Source organism: Aeromonas sp. 5HA1, assembly GCF_029237245.1.
Taxonomy (GTDB): domain Bacteria; phylum Pseudomonadota; class Gammaproteobacteria; order Enterobacterales; family Aeromonadaceae; genus Aeromonas; species Aeromonas salmonicida.
In genome coordinates this window covers 78,004-95,851 of sequence record NZ_JAACFW010000007.1, presented here as the reverse complement: position 1 = coordinate 95,851, position 17,848 = coordinate 78,004, and the positions used below count along the sequence as shown (strand labels likewise).

Below are 17,848 nucleotides of genomic sequence, written 5' to 3'. Positions count from 1 at the left end.
GAACAGCGTGCCCATTTTGCATTCATGTGCCTATTTTTGCAAGGAAGCGGCGGTTGTTCTGCATATTGATTCAAAATTAGCTTGCATCCCCCCATGTTGGGGCTAAAATCGGGACGAAATTTTGAAAACTTATTCAATTGGGCTGTATGGGTATTGAACTAATCGGTATCGCAAAATCCTGGCACAAGGTGCCGGTACTGCAAGATGTCAGCTTTCGGACTGAGCCCGGTGAAACCTTGGTGCTGCTGGGCCCGAGCGGTGCTGGCAAGAGCTCGCTGCTACGCATGATGAACTTGCTGGACACGCCGGATGCCGGCGTATTGCGCATCGGTGAAAGTGAATTTTCTTTCCCGTCCGGCCTGTCTGCTGCCGAATTCAACCGTCAGGCACAGGCACTGCGTCGCAAGGTGGGCATGGTGTTCCAGCAGTACAATCTCTGGCCACATCTGACCGTGATGGAGAATCTCATAGAGGCACCCGTCAAGTTGCTCGGCATGAGCAAGGCCGCGGCCATCGAGAAGGGCGCCTACCTGTTGACCCAGTTGCAACTGGCCGACAAGCGTGATGCCTGGCCTGCCCGCCTCTCGGGTGGTCAACAGCAACGGGTGGCCATTGCCCGTACCCTGATGATGGATCCGCAAGTGCTGCTGTTTGACGAGCCGACGGCTGCACTCGATCCCGAGATCACCAAAGAGGTGGCCGAGATCATCCGCAATCTGGGCCAGACTGGTATTACCCAAGTGGTGGTGACCCACGAGGTGGAGTTTGCCCGCAAGGTGGCCAGTCAGGTGATTTATCTGGAAAAGGGGCGGATCATCGAGTCCGGTACCGCCGCTATTTTCCAATCCCCGCAAACCAGCCGGTTTGCCGAATTCTTGATGCATTGATATTCAAATCGATAAGGAAGCTGTCATGAAAAAGAGTCTGTTGCTGGTTGCTGCCATGGGTTTGCTGAGCACCTCTGTGCTGGCCAAAGAGATCAAGTTCGCCACCGAGGCGACTTATGCACCGTTCGAATACCTGGACGACAAAAACGAGTTTCAGGGCTTTGACATCGACCTGGCCCGTGCCATCTGTACCCAGGTCAAGCTGGAGTGCAGCTTCCACAACCAGGCCTTCGACAGCCTGATCCCCAGCCTCAAATTCCGTCGCTATGACGCTGCCATCGCAGCCATGGATGTGACCCCGGAGCGGGCAGCCCAGGTCGACTTCTCCGACATCTATTACGAGAACTCAGCCGTGTTCGTGGCCAAGAAAGGGACCTTCAAGGGACCGGAAGACTTGGTCGACAAGACGGTCGGCGTGCAGAATGGTTCCTCCCATCAGTCCTATCTGGTGGATAACTGGATCAGCAAAGGCTTGCTGACCGTGCCCTATGCCAGCTACCAGAGTGCCTTCCTCGACATGATGAATGGCCGTACCGATGGTGTCTTTGCCGATACTGCCGTGGCGGCCGACTGGCTCAAGCAGCACAAGGAGTACGTCGTGATCGGTGCGCCTGTGACCGATACCAAGTACTTCGGTACCGGCTTTGGCATCGCAGTGGCCAAGGGCAACCTGGAGCTGCTGACCCAGCTGAACAAGGGGCTGGCCGAGATCAAGGCCAACGGCACCTATCAGAAAATCTTCGACAAATACTTCGCGCAGTAAGCCATGTTGAGCCTGTTGTTGGATGCAGCCTGGATGACCCTCGGGCTGGCCTTGGCATCACTGGTCGGTGGCATGGTATTGGCGCTGGGATTGAGCGCCGCCGAGCTGAGTAAACAGCCTTGGCTGGTGTGGCCTGTGGCTACACTGACCACCTTGATCCGTGGCTTGCCCGAGCTGTTGGTGGTGCTGTTCATCTACTTCGGATCGACCCAGGTGCTGTTTCTCATCACAGGCGAGTATGTGGAGTTCAGCCCGTTCGCCTGTGGCGTGCTCGCACTCTCTCTGCTGTTTGCCAGCTATGCCACCCAGACTCTGCGGGCGGCGCTCAATGCGGTGCCCGCCGGACAGCGATTGGCGGCGCTGGCGCTCGGTCTTGGCAAGGGGCACATCTTCTTTCGCATCGTGTTGCCCCAAGCCTGGCGTCATGCCCTGCCGGGCCTCGGCAACCAGTGGCTGGTGCTGCTGAAAGACACTGCGCTGGTCTCCCTCATAGGGGTGAACGAGATGATGCGTCAGGCCCAGATGGCCTCGGCCAGCACCTATGAACCCTTTACCTGGTATGCCGCCGCGGCCCTCATCTATCTTGCCATCAGCTTGGTGAGTGAATTCGGCCTCAAGCAGGCTGCCCGCTATACCCGCCGCTACGGAGGTTGACCATGCAGGACTATTTCATGACCCTGCTGGGTGGTCTGGCGATCACCTTGCAATTAACCGCCCTCAGTCTGCTGCTCGGTGTACTGATGGCGGCTGCCATGACATGGGTGCTGGAGCAGCGCATTCCGGTGGCGACCCAGCTGGTACAGCTGTGGGTGCTGATCTTCACCGGCACGCCGCTGCTGATCCAGATCTTCCTTATCTACTACGGGCCGGGACAGTTCGAGTGGCTCAAATCCGGGCCGCTCTGGCCGCTGCTCAAGCAGCCCTGGTTCTGCGCCGTGCTGGCCCTTGGTTTCAACACTGCGGCCTATTCAACCCGCTTGTTCAAGGGGGCGCTCGATGCCATTCCGTCCGGCGAGGTGGAGGCCTGCCGCGCCCTCGGCTTTTCGGCCGGGCAGACCCTGTGGATGAAGGTGCGCCACGCCGCCCGGCGACTGGTGCCCGCCTATTCCAACGAGGTGATCCTGGTGCTCAAGGGGAGTTCGCTCGCCAGCACCATCACCATCATGGATGTGATGGGCCTGGCCCAGCGCCTCAACGCCCAGACCTATGACACCCTGGCTGTGTTTACTGTGGCCGGTGCGCTTTACCTGACCATGAACGGATTGTTAACAATTGGGTTTCGCTGGTGTGAACGGCGAGCCCTGGCATTCCAGGCCTGAGCTCGGTAGAACTACCTCTTTGTGGTAGGTATAAATGCGGGAAATCTGTGCTTCTCCTCTGATTTTTTGCATTTCCCCCCATTTTTATGCGCCGCCTGTTTATTGGCTCACAGAACCCGTGATTGCAACTGTTATCAGATTGTTTTTTATGGGGGGATCCATTAAGGTTGGGCCCACAACAAGAAACAACCTTAAACCTACGCTTAAACATGGAGTTGATCATGAAAGTTGCCGTTCTGGGTGCCGCCGGTGGCATCGGCCAAGCCCTCGCTCTGCTGTTGAAAAATCGCCTTCCTGCTGGTTCCGAACTGAGCCTGTATGACATAGCCCCGGTCACTCCGGGTGTGGCGGTCGATCTGAGCCATATCCCGACTGACGTGAAAGTAAAAGGTTTCTGCGGTGAAGATCCGAGCCCGGCTCTGGTCGGCGCCGATGTGGTGCTGATCTCCGCCGGTGTGGCGCGCAAGCCCGGCATGGATCGTTCCGATCTGTTCAATATCAACGCCGGTATCGTCAAGAATCTGGTCGAAAAATGTGCCGCCTCTTGTCCGAAAGCGCTGATCGGCATCATCACCAACCCGGTCAACACCACGGTCGCCATCGCGGCTGAAGTGCTGAAAAAAGCCGGTGTCTACGACAAGCGTCGCCTGTTTGGCGTCACCACCCTGGATGTGATCCGCGCCGAGACCTTCGTGGCCGACGCCAAGGGTCTGAATGTCGACAAGGTGCGTGTCAACGTGATCGGCGGCCACAGTGGCGTGACCATACTGCCGCTGCTGTCCCAGATCGAAGGGGCTTCCTTCTCTGCAGAAGAAGTGGCAGCCATGACCAAGCGCATCCAGAACGCTGGCACCGAAGTGGTTGAAGCCAAGGCCGGTGGCGGTTCTGCCACCCTCTCCATGGGTCAGGCTGCCTGCCGTTTTGGCCTGTCCCTCATCAAGGGTCTGCAGGGCGAAGCCAACGTCATCGAGTGCGCTTATGTGGAAGGGGATGGCAAGCACGCTACCTTCTTCGCGCAGCCCATCTTGCTGGGCAAGAACGGCGTCGAAACCGTGCTGGACTACGGCAAGCTGAGTGCCTTCGAGCAAGAGGCGATGGAGGGCATGCTGGCCACTCTGAAAGCCGATATCCAGCTGGGTGTCGAGTTCGTCAAGTAAGCCGCATGGCTGACAACAAGGGGAGCTTCGGCTCCCCTTTGTCATTGCTGCAGGGTGCTGACGGTGACGGGCTAAGGGGATGGGCCTGGCTGCCGATAACAGAGAGCAGCAGGAGAACCTTATGATGAAACCCCTTACCCTTTTTGGCCTTGCTTGTTTGCTGACGACCCAGACACAGGGCGCGGAGCCACAGGTATCCGCCGCTGCACCTACGGCAAGCAGTGCAGTTTCCCTGGCAGAGTCAGCGATCGCATCCCCGCCTGCGGTTTCCGCTGCAGAGCCGGTGGCTGTATCTCAGCCTGCGCTTTCCGCCGCCGGACCGGTCGCGTCATATCAGCCTGAGGTGTCTGCAGCCGGGCCAGCAGCACCACTGCCAGTCGCTCCTTCAATGGCGCAGCCAGCTGCGGCTGCCTCATCAGCCGCGTCTGCCACAGCGTCGGATGGCGGGCTCTCTCCAACCAGTCAACCCATGACCAGCACGCCGACGAGCGGTGCAGATGACAGCGGCAACCTGCAGGCTGTGCCCCTCTATCGCCAGGACGAGCTGCTCAACTGGATTGAGCAGGGGCGTCATTTACAGCAGGTAAAACAGGACAGATGCCAGCTCACCCAGGATATCGAGGTGCGGGCCGAGGTGATGAAGGTGCCTGCCTATCAGTTCCTGTGGGGAGACATGCTGGCCTGGGGAGTGTGCATCAAGCCCAATGCGGAGCTCGGGGTCAAATTCATGTGGGATGCAGCCAATCAGGGGTTGGCACCTGCGCTGGAACAGCTGGGCCGTTATTACTGGAAGGGCACCCTGGTGCAAAAAGATCTGCTCAAGGCCGAAACCCTGATGCGTGAAGCGGCCAGTCTGGGGTTTCAGCGGGCACAGATAGAGTGGGTCGAGATGTTGCTGCAGGGGCTGGGCAGCCCGCTGGATTATGAAGAGGCGTATCACTGGCTGCACAGCACTGTCATTGGTGACAAGGCCTTGCATCAGAAGGCGACCAGCCTGCTGAATCGACTGGGCAACCGCATGCCTGCCAACGCCATTGCCCGTGCCAAGGCGATGCGTTAAATAAAAATGACCCACAAGTTTTCACCTGTGGGTCCGGATCCGGCCGCCGTGCCATGACAGGCCGGGTCCTCATTGCTTTATATGGTGCAACCCCGATTAAAGATCCTGGTGGGGGCCAAAAACTTCGTAGTGCAACTGTTCGGTCGGGATACCCGCCGCGATGAGTTGTGTCTTGATCCCCTGCATGAAGCCGAGCGGGCCGCAGAAGTAGTAGTGGGCCTGCGGTACCAGCAACTCGGATACCTGACTCAAGTCCATGATGCCGCTGAAGTCATAGTCCTTCCCTTGCTCATCCTGATCACTTGGCTCCCGATACCAGACCCGGCTCTGCAGCTTGTGGTGCTGTTGGCGTTTGCGCTGGATATCCTCCTTGAAGGCATGCAGCGAACCCCGTTCACAAGCGTGCAGCCAGCAGATATCCGCATCATGGCCCGCGCTCAGCAGTTGGTTGAGCATGCTCAGCATGGGGGTGAGGCCCACGCCGGCGGAGAGCAGCACCACTGGGATGCTGGCGCTGGCTTGCAGGAAGAAATCACCGGTTGGCGGCATCAGATCCACCTTGTCACCGACTTGCAGATGGTCATGCAGCAGGTTGGAAACCTGACCCTGCGGCTCGCGCTTGACGCTGATACGGTAATCGCGACCATTGGGGGCATCGGAGAGGGAGTACTGACGGATCTCCTGATATTCCAGTTCCGGGTGGTTGAGCTGGATGCTGAGGTACTGGCCCGGCTTGAAATGCAGCGCGGGTTTGCCATCGATCGGCGCCAGCATGAAGGAAGTGATGAGCTCGCTCTCGACCCGCTTCTCTTTGATGATGAAGGGGCGGGGGCCTTGCCAGCCACCGATCTCGCTCGCCTTCTCCTGATAGATCTCGCTCTCCCGGCCGATGAAAATACTGGCCAGTACCCCATAAGCCTTGCCCCAGGCATCCAGCACTTCGTCGGTGACTGCATTTCCGCCCAATTCTTTGAGCGTGGCCAAGAGATGACTACCTACAATGTGATATTGTTCCGGCTGGATCATGAAGCCCGTGTGTTTGTGGGCGATACGTTCTACTGCACCTGCCAGGGCCCCCAAGTTGTCGATGTTCTTGGCATAAGCCGCCACTGCGTTGAACAGGGCCAGCGGTTGGCCGCCGCTGCGCTGGTGAGCCAGGTTGAAAATATCCTTCAGCTCGGGGTTGTGACTGAACATGCGCTGATAGAAGTGCTGGGTGAGTGCAGGGCCCGCCGATTCGAGCAAAGGTATGGTGCTTTTGATGACGGCGATGGTGGCTTGATCTAACATAAGGGGTCCTTTCTAATTAAACATTTAAAATGTCACTTAATAAGCTGCATCCTAGATGTTTATTTGATCTGGATCAATAATCAATTTTCCGCGTGATGCGACACAGGCCCTATGAGACTAACTAGCTATACCGATTTTGGATTGAGAGCCCTGCTCTATCTGGCGACCTTGCCACAGGGGGAATTGTCGAGCGTGGCCAAGGTTTCCGCCTTGTATGACGTCTCTCGCAACCACATGGTGAAGGTGGTGAATCAGCTGGTGAAGCTGGGTTATCTGCAGTCACAGCGGGGCAAGAATGGCGGGATCCGCATGGCTTGCGCGCCAGAGACAGTCAATATCGGCCAGGTGATCCGTGCGCTGGAGGGCAACCTGGACGGCATCGACTGCAACTCGCCCGTTTGCCATATTGTCTCTGTCTGTCTGCTGAAAAGCGCCCTGAAGGAGGCGATGAACGCCTTCCTGGCGGTGATGGACAGCTACACGCTGCAAGACCTGCTGGCCAATCGCGACGAGCTGCAGAAGGTGTTCGGTGAGCTGATCCCGACCCTGGTGCTGGAACCAGAGCCTGACGACGAGAATGAGTGAGATAAAAAAGGCTGCCATCGGCAGCCTTTTTTCAATCTTCGAAACCCGATACGTTGCGGTATAAATCGGGCATGATCCGCGCCATCTTCACCATGTTGTTCTCTACTTCCATGATCTCAATGGGGTAGCCAGCCAGCCGCAGGCTGATGTTGGGCTGGGGGATCTCCTCCAGATATTCCAGAATTGCGCCATTGAGGGTTCTCGGCCCGTCGATGGGCAGTTGCCAGTTCATCTCCTTGTTCAGCTCGCGGATGCTGGCCGATCCTTCCACCAGGAAAGAACCGTCCGGTTGAGGATGGATCTCTTCGCTGGGCGCGGGAGTAATGGTGGTGGTGAAATCGCCCACTATCTCCTCCAGGATGTCGTCCAGGGTGATCAGCCCCTGAATGTCACCGTACTCATCCACAATGAGGCCGATCCGCTCCTTGTTGCGCTGGAACTTGGCCAGTTGCACGTTGAGCGGCGTCCCCTCCGGGATGAAGTAGATCTCGTCCACTTCCCGCAGCAGGCTCGACTTGTTGAACTGATCCCTGGCCATCAGCCGCAGCGCATCGCGGGCGTGCAGAAAGCCCACCACGTCATCGATGTTGTCTCGATAGAGCAGTATTTTGGTGTGGGCGCCGTGGGCCAGCTGGCGCAGTATGCTTTTCCAGTCATCGTTGATGTCGATGGCGTAGATCTCGCTGCGTGGCACCATGATGTGCTCCACCGTCATCTTGTCCAGGTCCAGGATACTGAGCAGCATCTCCTGATGGCGCTGGGGGATGAGACTTCCGGCCTCGTTGACTATGGTGCGCAGCTCCTCGGTATTGAGAGCATCATTCTTGTTGGGAGTGACTCGCAGCAGCTTGAGCAGGCCGCTGGTGATGCCATTGATCAGCCAGACGAAGGGGTAGAGCGGCACCATCAGCCCCTTGAGGATCCAGGAGGCGGGGTAGGCAATTCTTTCGGGGAACATGGCCGCCAGGGTTTTGGGGGTGACTTCGCCAAATACCAGCACGACCAGGGTCAGACCGAAGGTGGCGATGGCAACACCCAGATCGCCAAACAGCCGGATACAGACAATAGTGGCGATGGCCGAGGCGAAGATGTTGACCAGGTTGTTGCCTATCAGGATCAGGCCCAGCAGACGATCAGGTCGGGCGAGCAGTTGCTCGACACGGCGTGCGGCTTTGTGTTTGGTCTGTGCCAGATGCCGCAACTTGTAGCGGTTGATGGACATCAGGCCGGTTTCGGAGCTGGAGAAGAAAGCGGATAGAAAGATCAAGATAACGAGGACAATCAGTAGTGTACTCGTTGAGATGCTGTCCAAAAAGGGCTCCTGTTGGGGCTAGGTGAGTAAAAGTGAATATCAGCTCAGCAGCACTTCTTTCACGAAGCGGCTGCCGAAATAGGCCAGCGTCAGGATGACACTGCCGACAAAACTCAGGGTAATGACCCTGCGGCCACGCCAACCACGAGTATGGTGACCCCATAACAGCAATACGTAGACGCACCAGGCAAGGATCGAGAGGATTGCCTTGTGGGATTTACCCTGGGCGAACATGTCCTCCAGAAAGAACAGACCGGAGGCGATGGAAAGCGTCAGCAGGAACAGACCCGCCGAGATGAGCTGGAACAGACGCTTCTCTACCGTCATCAAGGGGGGCATGGACGGTAGCTGGCTGATCTTGCGGGACTTCAACTGACGGTCCAGACAAGCAAGCTGCAGTGCAAAAAGACCGGCGATCATCAGCACCGAATAGGCCATCAGCGCGAGACCTATGTGCAGCAGCAACTGGGGGTGAGCTTCCAGATGGGTAATATAGCGACCTGGTATCAGAGCACTGGCGGCCAGCAGCAGGGCGGAAAAACTGTAGACCACGGGCAGCAGGATCCAGCCGTTGAAGCGACGGGTGACGCAGGTCATGAAGCAACTGATGATAAGGCTGACCAGAGACGCGACGTTGAGCATGCTGAGATTCTGGCCGGAATGGGTCACCAGCACTTCGCTGGCCACCGACGCGCCATGGGTGACCAGAGCCAGTCCTATGCAGGCAAACAGGGGCGCTTGCCCGACTTGTTTGGCATTGAGCAGCAGGTGCAGCGATGCGACGATGGCGAGCAGATAGAATGCCAGGGCCAGAATAGAGATCACGATCATAACCAGGTCGTTGTTGAACAAGCGGTTGGAACAGGAGTGGCAGTATACCTTGCACAAGATATGCTCGCCAGTTGTGCTACCTCCGATCTGCCCATATATAGGCAGCAGGCGACCGCTTTGCGCGGTGAATAATTGTCCCCCAGCGCTACCTCACGCTGGCTGAGGTATTATAATGCCCCCATTTGTTCAGCTTGCCCGTTAGCTGGCTGATGACCGCCACGAGCGGTGAATAATCGTCCTCACAGGGCTGACTGGGGTATAATCCCCCCATTTGTTACGCCAAGAACCGGAATGCGTCATGTTTGAGAATTTGACTGAACGACTCTCGCGCACCTTGCGCAATGTCAGTGGCCGTGGCCGGCTGACCGAAGAAAACATCAAGGATACCTTGCGCGAAGTGCGCATGGCGCTGCTCGAGGCGGACGTTGCCCTGCCGGTAGTGCGTGACTTCGTTGCCCGCGTGAAAGAACGTGCCGTGGGCCAGGAAGTAGCCAAGTCCCTGAGCCCGGGCCAGGCCTTCATCAAGATAGTGCACGGCGAGCTGGTCTCTGTGATGGGGGAGGCCAATGAACAGCTCAACCTGGCTGCCCAGCCGCCCGCCATCATACTGATGGCGGGTCTGCAGGGGGCCGGTAAGACCACTACGGTTGGTAAACTGGCCAAGTTGCTCAAAGAACGAAGCAAGAAGAAGGTGCTGGTCGTCAGTGCCGACGTCTATCGCCCTGCGGCGATCAAGCAGCTGGAAACCTTGGCAAGCGACGTCGGCGTTGACTTCTTCCCGAGTGATGCCAGCCAGAAACCGGTCGATATCGCCACCGCGGCCATCGATCAGGCGCGCAAGAAGTTCTATGACGTTGTGATCGTGGATACCGCCGGCCGTCTGCACGTCGACAGCGACATGATGGACGAGATCATCCATCTCCACGCCACCATCAAGCCGGTCGAGACCCTGTTCGTGGTGGATGCCATGACGGGTCAGGATGCCGCCAACACTGCCAAGGCGTTCAACGAGGCGCTGCCGCTCACTGGTGTGATCCTCACCAAGGCTGACGGTGATGCCCGTGGTGGTGCCGCCCTTTCCGTGCGCCATATCACCGGCAAGCCGGTCAAGTTCATCGGTATGGGTGAGAAGACAGACGCGCTTGAGCCATTCCATCCGGATCGCCTCGCTTCCCGCATCCTCGGCATGGGCGATGTGCTGTCGCTTATCGAGGAAGTGGAGCGCACGGTCGACAAGGAGAAGGCCGCCAAACTGGCCAACAAGGTCAAGAGTGGCAAGGGCTTCGATCTGGAAGACTTCCGTGAACAGCTGGCCCAGATGCGCAACATGGGTGGCATGATGGGCATGCTCGACAAGCTGCCGGGCATGTCCGGCCTGCCGGATAACGTGAAAGATCAGATGGATGACAAGCTTACAGTGCGGATGGAGGCCATCATCAGCTCCATGACGCCCAAGGAGCGTGCCCATCCTGATCTCATCAAGGGTTCCCGCAAGCGCCGCATCGCTGCGGGCTCCGGCATGCAGGTGCAGGATGTGAACAAGCTGCTCAAGCAGTTCACCGAAATGCAGCGCATGATGAAAAAGATGTCCGGCAAGGGCGGCATGCGCAAGATGATGGGGCAGATGAAGAACATGCTGCCGCCCGGATTTGGTGGCGGTGGTCGCGGTCCGTTCTGATATTCCTGCTTGTCAGGCAGAAAGGCTCACCGAGGTGAGCCTTTTTCATGCCAACCCTTGCGCAAAAAATAGCTGGCTTGGTTGCAATTATTACGAATCCAAGTAGAATTATGCGGCTTATTTTAAGCTAGGGTCTGCGTATTTGCAGGCCTTGTTCATTAGATGTTTATGAGGACGATATGGTAACCATTCGTTTACAACGTGGTGGCGCGAAAAAGCGTCCGTTTTACCAGGTAGTAGTTTCTGACAGCCGTTGCGCCCGTGACGGTCGCTTCATCGAGCGCGTTGGTTTCTTCAACCCGGTCGCTTCTGGTTCTGCTGAAAAGCTGAATCTGGACCTGGCTCGTATCGAGCATTGGGTTGCTACTGGTGCCGCTGTTTCTGACCGCGTTGCCAAGCTGATCAAAGACGCTGCCAAAGCTGCTTAATCAGCCCAACGGTAAGGAGTTAAGGTGGAAAAACCTGTAGTTCTGGGCACTCTGGGTACCGTTTATGGCATCAAGGGCTGGCTTAAAGTGAACTCCTTCACCGATGTTGCCGAAGCGATTTTCGATTACAACCCCTGGATGATCAATCAGAACGGGGCGTGGCGTGAACTCAAGGTCTCGGCCTGGAAACGTCACAACAAGGGTCTGATTTGCAAGATCGATGGTATCGATCTGCGTGAAGATGCCTTGGCATTGACCAATGTCGAGATTGGCGTACCTGCCGATCTGTTGCCTGCGTTGCCTGAAGGTGAGTTTTACTGGCGTGACCTGATTGGTTGCTCGGTATCGACCACCAAGGGATACGACCTGGGCAAGGTGACCGAATTGATGGAAACCGGCTCCAACGATGTGTTGGTGGTTGAGGCCAATGTAAAAGATGCCTTTGGCGCGAAGGAGCGGTTGATTCCGTTCCTGGAAGAGCAGGTGATCAAGCATATTGATCTGACTGCTCGAACAATCGAAGTTGATTGGGATCCTGGTTTCTAGTTTCCCGCGGTAACACGAGTGCCGGAGGTTTCTTATGTGGATTGGGGTGATTAGCCTCTTCCCGGAAATGTTCCGAGCCATTACCGAGCACGGGGTAACGGGTCGGGCCGTCAAGAGTGGCCTGCTGCAGATTGAGTGCTGGAACCCCCGGGACTTTACCCACGACAAACACCGTACGGTCGATGATCGTCCTTATGGTGGTGGGCCCGGCATGTTAATGATGGTTCAGCCGCTGCGTGACGCGATTCATGCAGCCAAGCAAGCGGCGGGAGACGGGGCGAAAGTCATCTATCTCTCTCCTCAGGGGCGCAAGCTGACTCAAGCGGGCGTGACCGAGTTGGCGACGAATCAGAAACTGATTCTGGTAGCCGGTCGATACGAAGGTATCGATGAACGCGTGATACAAACCGAAGTCGACGAAGAGTGGTCTATCGGGGATTACGTGTTAAGTGGTGGCGAGTTGCCTGCCATGACCCTGATCGATGCGGTTTCGCGTCTGGTCCCGGGGGTTTTGGGCGATCAGGCCAGTGCCGAGCAAGACTCCTTTACGGATGGCTTGCTGGATCATCCCCACTACACTCGGCCGGAGTTGTTGGATGGATTGGCGGTGCCCGAGGCGCTGACAAGCGGCAATCACGAAGTGATCAGGCGCTGGCGTCTCAAACAGTCGCTCGGACGAACCTGGCAAAGAAGGCCGGAACTTATTAACAACCTAGCTCTGACTGACGAGCAAGAATCACTTCTTGCCGAGTATGTCCGCGAAGTGCGTGACAGCGTTAAGTAGAGTTTTCAGTTTATCCTAGGTAAGGAAAGACAATGAGCAAGATTATTCAGCAGCTTGAACAAGAGCAACTGCGTACCGACATCCCGGCATTTGCCCAGGGCGACACCGTACGTGTTCAAGTTCGTGTTAAAGAAGGTGGCAAAGAGCGTCTGCAGGCTTTCGAAGGCATCGTTATTGCCAAGCGTAACCGCGGTCTGCACTCTGCTTTCACCGTTCGCAAGATCTCCAACGGCGAAGGTGTTGAGCGTGTATTCCAGACTCACTCTCCGCTGATCCACAGTGTAGAACTGAAGCGTCGTGGTGATGTTCGCCGCGCCAAACTGTACTACCTGCGCAACCTGTCCGGTAAAGCTGCTCGTATCAAAGAGAAGCTCAACTAATTCGATTCGAATTGGTGTCGATATGTCGGCAAATAGCTCGACAGGTAGTGAAAAGGCTCGCCAATGGCGAGCCTTTTTTGTGTCCGCTGTTCAGGATCCTGACCGTACGCCAGCGTTCTGACCGCAGCTTACTGATTGACCCGTACCACAGAGTTGTCCCGTCCGAAGGGGCCTGGTACATAGTCGTCCGCCTCCCAGTCGTTGTCGTAGAGCGTCTCTCCGTTCGGTTTCACCAGCTGGTAGCAGTATTCGAAATGGCTGGGGCCATCGGTGGGCAGGTTGAGAGTGGTCCTGAACTCCCCGCTCTTCATCCGTTTGAGCTCTATGGGTTGCCACTGGCTGAACTCTCCCAGCAGCAATACCTGCTCGGCTTCACCTGCAGCCTCTTTTTCCACCGCGAAGGTCACCTTGACCTCGGGGCGGGACTTGAGAAATTGCTTGTTGATCGGCATGACGCCTCCTTGTCATTGATTGCGAAGTAATAGCTGTTGGCTATTTTTATATCACTTTATGACAAGGATGTTTATAACGGAGATCAAAGGGGCAGGGCAAAGTGTCGTTGCAGCAGGCCATGAGTGAACCCTATCTTGAGGTAAAAGCCTCGTGGCAGTGTCAAAATTGGCTGACCATTGCGGCCGATGGCACGGGTCAGCGCCTTGTTGTTGGCTGCCTTGGGGCGTAACTGCATCACCTGACCATGGCGAGCACTTATCTGCTCGACCTCTCCCAGCACTATCATGTCCATCAACTCTTCCCAGTCCTGGCGCAGCAATTTATCTTCCTCTTCACTCGGGCTCCACATCAGCGGCATGCCGATCCGGCGCTCTCCTACGGGGATGTCACGGCTACCCTCCACCGGGATCCAGAGTACCCGCGAGAGCTTGTTACGCACATTCGACTCTTCCCAGCGCTGACCGCTGACGCCGATCAGTGGTGCTACGCAAACGAAAGTGGTTTCCAGCGGCTTGCCATAAGGATCGATGGGGATCGTCTTGAGCTCGATGCCGAGCTCGGGGAAGTCCTGCTCCGGCTTGCTGCCTGCGCTGGCCCCCAGTTGCCACTCGATAAGTTGACCGACCCAGCCCTTGTCCCGCCTCAAATCGCGAGGGACAGCAATGCCTGCATCGGTGGCCAGCTGTGCCAGCGAGAAGCCAGCCATGGCGTCGGCACGGGCCAGCAGTTCCTGTTCTGACTGGGGATTGGTGGGCATGAATGACTCCTGCAAAGGGGAATTATTTTAGCAAGTCTGATCCCTGATGAGGAACGCTGTTTTTATAACCGTTCCTGGCAGGGGGCTGCACAGGGGGGGGCGTTTTGTAGGTGATGACTTATCATAATGATTTTAAACGAATTTGTCTTGATGGTGCAGATCTTTCCGGCACAGGATCCCGAGTTGAAATAGTTGTCCAAGGGTTTGCTCATGCTGTTGCACACAGTTATCCACAGAAATCTTGGATAACTGCTGGCAAGAGCTAATAGTTGGCTCATTGTTACAAAAAAATGTGAAACAGCACCGATTTCAACGGCGATTCCAGAGCAGATAGTGTGCCACTCCTGTGGATAAAATAGCCGTGGTGGATCTTTGAACAGTCGAACTTGTTCACAATCGAGATCCCGGATCGCCGGCCGTGAAAGACATGGATCTTGATCCAGCATTGATTGTTTAACGTCATGTATTTAAATGCATATTCTGTTTTTATCAACATGGGGTATGCTGTCGCCTGGTTTGGATCAGATAAATGAAACTACTGTATATACCTGCTTGCTCACAGGCTTATGCACAGTCTGGGTGGGCAACTTGGTCCAGTTGATCCTTGGATTTGTTTATAAGTAGGCTTGAAATTGAAAGTTATTCATGAGTGGGGGATCGCAGTCCCTGTTTGCTGCCACGAGGTGAATGTGGAACAATCCCCTTATAGATTCAGCCTTTATAAGGTGATCACGTGATAGATGGCGACGGGTTTCGTCCCAATGTCGGAATCGTGATCTGTAACCGTGACGGACAAGTATTGTGGGCTAAGCGCTATGGGCAGCACTCCTGGCAGTTTCCGCAGGGAGGGGTTGATGATGGTGAGACGCCGGAGCAGGCCATGTATCGTGAGCTATATGAGGAGATAGGCCTCAAGCCCGAGGATGTGACCATCATGGCCACCAGTCGCAACTGGCTGAAGTACCGCTTGCCAAAACGCCTTGTTCGTTGGGACAGTTCACCGGTCTGTATTGGCCAAAAACAAAAATGGTTCTTGCTACAGCTGGATCCGGGCAGGGAGTCCAGGATCCAGTTCGGCTGTCATGGTCACCCCGAGTTTGATGATTGGCGTTGGGTCAGTTTCTGGTACCCAGTACGCCAGGTTGTCTCCTTCAAACGGGAAGTCTATCGACGGGTGATGACGGAGTTTGCCCCGTTGGCGATGCCAGTGCCTGTGGTGCAAGTAAATCGGAAAGATGGGCGGCGCAACCGCTCTCGCTAAGGAGCACATTCGTTGCTGACGGATCTCAGACGCATCGTCGAAAGCATGGCCGAAGCCAACACTCTGGAGTTGGCTTTGCAGGCATTGGTCAGCCAGACCCGGCGGGCCATGACGGTGGACTGCTGTTCCGTCTATGTGTCCGAGCCGGACATGCGCCGCTACCGACTGGCTGCGACCGATGGTCTGGCCGAGTCGGCGGTAGGCAAGGCAACCCTGCCGTTCGAGCAGGGTATCGTCGGCCTGGTGGGCCAGCGCGAAGAGCTGATCAACCTGGCCGATGCTCCCTCCCACCCCAGTTTCAAGTTCCTGCCCGATGTTGCGGAAGAGGCGTTCCGCTCCTTCCTCGGCGCTCCCATCATGCATCAGCGCCAGGTGGTGGGCATTTTGGTGGTGCAACAAAAAGACAGTCGCCGTTTCGATGAGGGGGAGGAGTCCTTCATGGTGACGCTGGCAGCCCAGCTGGCCGCGCGCATCGCCCAGGCCCAGGCCAAGGGCTGGTTGCAGAAAACCGACTGGAGCAAGCCACTGCGCGGTATCGCCGGCGCCAGTGGCATCGCCATGGCCAAGGCCTGGGTGTGGCGGCCTCGCAAGGCGCTCAACAGCATCACCCCGCGCAAGGACGAGGACCACGGCAAGCAGCTGGCCCGACTGGAGCTTGCGGTGGAAGAGGTGCGCCACGATCTGGAGAGTCTGGCCCTGCGTTTTCGCGAGAGCTACAGCCAGGACTCGGTCGCCATCTTCGACATCTATCTGCATCTGCTCAACGATCCCGGTTACATCAAGCCCATCCGCAACAAGGTCAGCAAAGAGCACTGGACGGCCGTGTCAGCGGTGAAGCTCATCAGTGACCGGCTGATCGAGCAGTTCAAGGGGATGAAAGACCCCTATCTGCAGGAGCGATCCACCGATGTGAAGGACATAGCCCAGCGGCTCATCAGCCGACTGGTGCAGAATGAACCCGAGCACATCACGGTCGGCGAACCTGTGGTGCTGGTGGCCGACGAGGTGACGGCCACCATACTCGCCGAGGTGCCGCGAGAGTTCCTGACCGGTGTGGTATCGCTCAAGGGCGGTACCAACTCCCATGCCGCCATACTGGCCCGCGCCATGGGGGTGGCGGCCATCATGGGGGTGGATCTACCGCTCGGCGACATCGGCGGTCGCATGCTGGTGGTCGATGGCTACAGCGGCGATCTCTTCATCGAGCCCAATCAGGTGATCCTGACCGAGTATCGGCAACTGCTCAATGAGGAGCGGGCGCTGGATACACTGGTGCGCAGCGTCGACAACCAACCCTCGGAGACGGCTGACGGCACTCCTGTCTCCTTGCTGCTCAATGCGGGACTTAGCGCCGATACCGAGATCTCCCTCAATCATCTGGCGGATGGGGTCGGGCTTTATCGCACCGAGATCCCCTTCATGCTGCAAGACAGCTTCCCCTCCGAGTGGGAGCAGACGGCGCGCTATCGCGGCATTCTGGAAACCTATCGAAACCGCCCTGTCTGCATGCGGACTCTGGACGTGGGGGGGGACAAGCAACTGCCCTATTTCCCCATCGTCGAGGAAAATCCCTTCCTTGGCTGGCGGGGGATCCGGCTCACGCTGGATCACCCCGAACTGTTCCTGGTACAGCTCAAGGCCATGCTGCGGGCCAGCGAAGGGCTGGACAATCTGGCCATCATGTTGCCGATGATCAGCAGCGTCAGTGAAATCAAGGCCTCCCGCCGGCTGCTCGATCAAGCTTGGCGGGAAGTATCTGAAGAGGCGGCCAGCCGCGATGCGGTGATCCGCTACCCCAGCCTGGGGGTGATGATAGAGGTACCCTCCGCTCTCTATATCCTGCCGGAGATGGCGCCACTCATCGACTTCTGGTCGGTGGGCAGCAACGATCTGACCCAATATCTGCTGGCAGTGGATCGCAACAATGCCCGTGTTGCCAATATCTATGATGCTTTCCATCCTGCTGTGATCCGCGCCCTGCAACTGCTGGTCGATGCATCCCATCGTTACCAGAAACCTGTGTCCGTGTGCGGCGAGCTGGCGGGCGATCCTGTTGGCGTACTGCTGTTGCTGGCCATGGGGTATCGCCGCTTCAGTATGAACACCCACAACATCGCCAGAATCAAGTACGTGCTGCGTCAATCCAGCCTGAGCGAGTTGACCGTGCTGATGGCTGATGGCCTGAAGCACGACAATCCCCACGTGCTGCGTGGCCTGTTCGCTCGTTATCTGGAAGAGCACGGTCTGGGCGGCTTGCTGCGGGCCGGTCACAAAACGAAACAGACTGATTGATAATCATGCCTTGTCCCTGCTGACGAATGATCGGAAAATGCGGCTTTTCTAATGACTGGGGCCGC

At 56.9% G+C, this 17,848-nt stretch carries 19 protein-coding genes; 14 read left to right on the top strand and 5 right to left on the bottom strand.

Features of this window, described 5'->3' with window-relative positions:
- Positions 1 to 146: 146 nt before the first annotated feature.
- From GWQ27_RS08450 to GWQ27_RS08425, 6 genes are all read left to right on the top strand, one after another.
- Positions 147 to 887 carry an ATP-binding cassette domain-containing protein gene (locus tag GWQ27_RS08450; protein WP_005313549.1) on the top strand — a complete coding sequence of 247 codons (741 nt, stop codon included), beginning with the start codon at positions 147 to 149 and terminating at the stop codon, positions 885 to 887.
- 25 nt (positions 888 to 912) lie between these two features.
- Positions 913 to 1,650 (top strand): transporter substrate-binding domain-containing protein, encoded by a 738-nt coding sequence (locus GWQ27_RS08445; protein WP_099991597.1) that lies wholly within the window; start codon positions 913 to 915, stop codon positions 1,648 to 1,650.
- Between the two features lie 3 nt (positions 1,651 to 1,653).
- A complete protein-coding gene (artQ, locus tag GWQ27_RS08440; protein ID WP_017411605.1) occupies positions 1,654 to 2,304 on the top strand; it encodes an arginine ABC transporter permease ArtQ in 651 nt (216 codons plus the stop codon).
- Positions 2,305 to 2,306: 2 nt separating this feature from the next.
- Positions 2,307 to 2,969 carry an arginine ABC transporter permease ArtM gene (gene artM, locus GWQ27_RS08435; protein WP_005313537.1) on the top strand — a complete coding sequence of 221 codons (663 nt, stop codon included), beginning with the start codon at positions 2,307 to 2,309 and terminating at the stop codon, positions 2,967 to 2,969.
- A gap of 221 nt (positions 2,970 to 3,190) precedes the next feature.
- Positions 3,191 to 4,126, top strand: coding sequence for a malate dehydrogenase (gene mdh, locus GWQ27_RS08430; protein ID WP_017411604.1), 936 nt, complete (start codon positions 3,191 to 3,193; stop codon positions 4,124 to 4,126).
- 469 nt (positions 4,127 to 4,595) lie between these two features.
- Positions 4,596 to 5,186: an SEL1-like repeat protein gene (locus GWQ27_RS08425; RefSeq protein WP_021138821.1), complete on the top strand. Its 591-nt coding sequence runs from the start codon at positions 4,596 to 4,598 to the stop codon at positions 5,184 to 5,186.
- Between the two features lie 96 nt (positions 5,187 to 5,282).
- Here GWQ27_RS08425 and hmpA read toward each other — a convergent pair whose 3' ends face one another.
- Positions 5,283 to 6,476 carry an NO-inducible flavohemoprotein gene (gene hmpA, locus GWQ27_RS08420; protein WP_275907119.1) on the bottom strand — a complete coding sequence of 398 codons (1,194 nt, stop codon included), beginning with the start codon at positions 6,474 to 6,476 and terminating at the stop codon, positions 5,283 to 5,285.
- A gap of 111 nt (positions 6,477 to 6,587) precedes the next feature.
- Between hmpA and GWQ27_RS08415 the strand changes: the two genes are divergently transcribed.
- Complete coding sequence (locus GWQ27_RS08415) at positions 6,588 to 7,061, top strand: Rrf2 family transcriptional regulator (protein WP_034523613.1); 474 nt, start codon at positions 6,588 to 6,590, stop codon at positions 7,059 to 7,061.
- 31 nt (positions 7,062 to 7,092) lie between these two features.
- Here the strand turns inward: GWQ27_RS08415 and GWQ27_RS08410 are convergent, their stop codons facing one another.
- Both GWQ27_RS08410 and ccsA read right to left on the bottom strand, forming a co-directional pair.
- Entirely contained in the window at positions 7,093 to 8,373 is a 1,281-nt protein-coding gene (locus GWQ27_RS08410; protein ID WP_021138818.1) for a CNNM domain-containing protein, read from the bottom strand.
- A gap of 39 nt (positions 8,374 to 8,412) precedes the next feature.
- Complete coding sequence (ccsA, locus tag GWQ27_RS08405; RefSeq protein ID WP_275907118.1) at positions 8,413 to 9,204, bottom strand: cytochrome c biogenesis protein CcsA; 792 nt, start codon at positions 9,202 to 9,204, stop codon at positions 8,413 to 8,415.
- A 298-nt stretch (positions 9,205 to 9,502) separates the two neighbouring features.
- Here ccsA and ffh point away from each other — a divergent pair, with 298 nt between their 5' ends.
- The 5 genes from ffh to rplS all read left to right on the top strand — a co-directional run bounded on the left by ffh (position 9,503) and on the right by rplS (position 13,020).
- Entirely contained in the window at positions 9,503 to 10,882 is a 1,380-nt protein-coding gene (ffh, locus tag GWQ27_RS08400; RefSeq protein WP_042467608.1) for a signal recognition particle protein, read from the top strand.
- Between the two features lie 179 nt (positions 10,883 to 11,061).
- A complete protein-coding gene (gene rpsP, locus GWQ27_RS08395) occupies positions 11,062 to 11,310 on the top strand; it encodes a 30S ribosomal protein S16 (protein ID WP_021141082.1) in 249 nt (82 codons plus the stop codon).
- 24 nt (positions 11,311 to 11,334) lie between these two features.
- The gene (gene rimM, locus GWQ27_RS08390) at positions 11,335 to 11,856 is read left to right on the top strand and encodes a ribosome maturation factor RimM (protein ID WP_275907117.1); all 522 of its coding nucleotides are present in this window, start codon (positions 11,335 to 11,337) and stop codon (positions 11,854 to 11,856) included.
- A gap of 34 nt (positions 11,857 to 11,890) precedes the next feature.
- On the top strand, positions 11,891 to 12,640 hold the full coding sequence (gene trmD, locus GWQ27_RS08385) for a tRNA (guanosine(37)-N1)-methyltransferase TrmD (RefSeq protein WP_011704631.1): 750 nt from the start codon (positions 11,891 to 11,893) through the stop codon (positions 12,638 to 12,640).
- 32 nt (positions 12,641 to 12,672) lie between these two features.
- Entirely contained in the window at positions 12,673 to 13,020 is a 348-nt protein-coding gene (gene rplS, locus GWQ27_RS08380; protein ID WP_005313505.1) for a 50S ribosomal protein L19, read from the top strand.
- Positions 13,021 to 13,148: 128 nt separating this feature from the next.
- Here rplS and GWQ27_RS08375 read toward each other — a convergent pair whose 3' ends face one another.
- A complete protein-coding gene (locus tag GWQ27_RS08375) occupies positions 13,149 to 13,472 on the bottom strand; it encodes an isoamylase early set domain-containing protein (RefSeq protein WP_005313501.1) in 324 nt (107 codons plus the stop codon).
- Between the two features lie 83 nt (positions 13,473 to 13,555).
- Positions 13,556 to 14,230: a DNA mismatch repair endonuclease MutH gene (gene mutH, locus GWQ27_RS08370; RefSeq protein ID WP_113720987.1), complete on the bottom strand. Its 675-nt coding sequence runs from the start codon at positions 14,228 to 14,230 to the stop codon at positions 13,556 to 13,558.
- Between the two features lie 733 nt (positions 14,231 to 14,963).
- Between mutH and rppH the strand changes: the two genes are divergently transcribed.
- Complete coding sequence (gene rppH / locus GWQ27_RS08365) at positions 14,964 to 15,491, top strand: RNA pyrophosphohydrolase (RefSeq protein ID WP_005313497.1); 528 nt, start codon at positions 14,964 to 14,966, stop codon at positions 15,489 to 15,491.
- Positions 15,492 to 15,503: 12 nt separating this feature from the next.
- Positions 15,504 to 17,783, top strand: coding sequence for a phosphoenolpyruvate--protein phosphotransferase (ptsP, locus tag GWQ27_RS08360; protein WP_275907116.1), 2,280 nt, complete (start codon positions 15,504 to 15,506; stop codon positions 17,781 to 17,783).
- The last annotated feature ends 65 nt before the right edge of the window (positions 17,784 to 17,848 follow it).

Excerpts from the sequence above, each read along its gene's own strand:
- GWQ27_RS08415 (WP_034523613.1), top strand. The coding sequence starts at position 6,588 with ATGAGACTAACTAGCTATACCGATTTTGGATTGAGAGCCCTGCTCTAT.
- ccsA (WP_275907118.1), bottom strand. The coding sequence starts at position 9,204 with ATGATCGTGATCTCTATTCTGGCCCTGGCATTCTATCTGCTCGCCATC.
- GWQ27_RS08450 (WP_005313549.1), top strand. The coding sequence starts at position 147 with ATGGGTATTGAACTAATCGGTATCGCAAAATCCTGGCACAAGGTGCCG.
- rpsP (WP_021141082.1), top strand. The coding sequence starts at position 11,062 with ATGGTAACCATTCGTTTACAACGTGGTGGCGCGAAAAAGCGTCCGTTT.
- trmD (WP_011704631.1), top strand. The coding sequence starts at position 11,891 with ATGTGGATTGGGGTGATTAGCCTCTTCCCGGAAATGTTCCGAGCCATT.
- GWQ27_RS08425 (WP_021138821.1), top strand. The coding sequence starts at position 4,596 with ATGACCAGCACGCCGACGAGCGGTGCAGATGACAGCGGCAACCTGCAG.
- ffh (WP_042467608.1), top strand. The coding sequence starts at position 9,503 with ATGTTTGAGAATTTGACTGAACGACTCTCGCGCACCTTGCGCAATGTC.
- mdh (WP_017411604.1), top strand. The coding sequence starts at position 3,191 with ATGAAAGTTGCCGTTCTGGGTGCCGCCGGTGGCATCGGCCAAGCCCTC.
- hmpA (WP_275907119.1), bottom strand. The coding sequence starts at position 6,476 with ATGTTAGATCAAGCCACCATCGCCGTCATCAAAAGCACCATACCTTTG.
- GWQ27_RS08375 (WP_005313501.1), bottom strand. The coding sequence starts at position 13,472 with ATGCCGATCAACAAGCAATTTCTCAAGTCCCGCCCCGAGGTCAAGGTG.
- GWQ27_RS08445 (WP_099991597.1), top strand. The coding sequence starts at position 913 with ATGAAAAAGAGTCTGTTGCTGGTTGCTGCCATGGGTTTGCTGAGCACC.
- mutH (WP_113720987.1), bottom strand. The coding sequence starts at position 14,230 with ATGCCCACCAATCCCCAGTCAGAACAGGAACTGCTGGCCCGTGCCGAC.
- artM (WP_005313537.1), top strand. The coding sequence starts at position 2,307 with ATGCAGGACTATTTCATGACCCTGCTGGGTGGTCTGGCGATCACCTTG.
- artQ (WP_017411605.1), top strand. The coding sequence starts at position 1,654 with ATGTTGAGCCTGTTGTTGGATGCAGCCTGGATGACCCTCGGGCTGGCC.
- rplS (WP_005313505.1), top strand. The coding sequence starts at position 12,673 with ATGAGCAAGATTATTCAGCAGCTTGAACAAGAGCAACTGCGTACCGAC.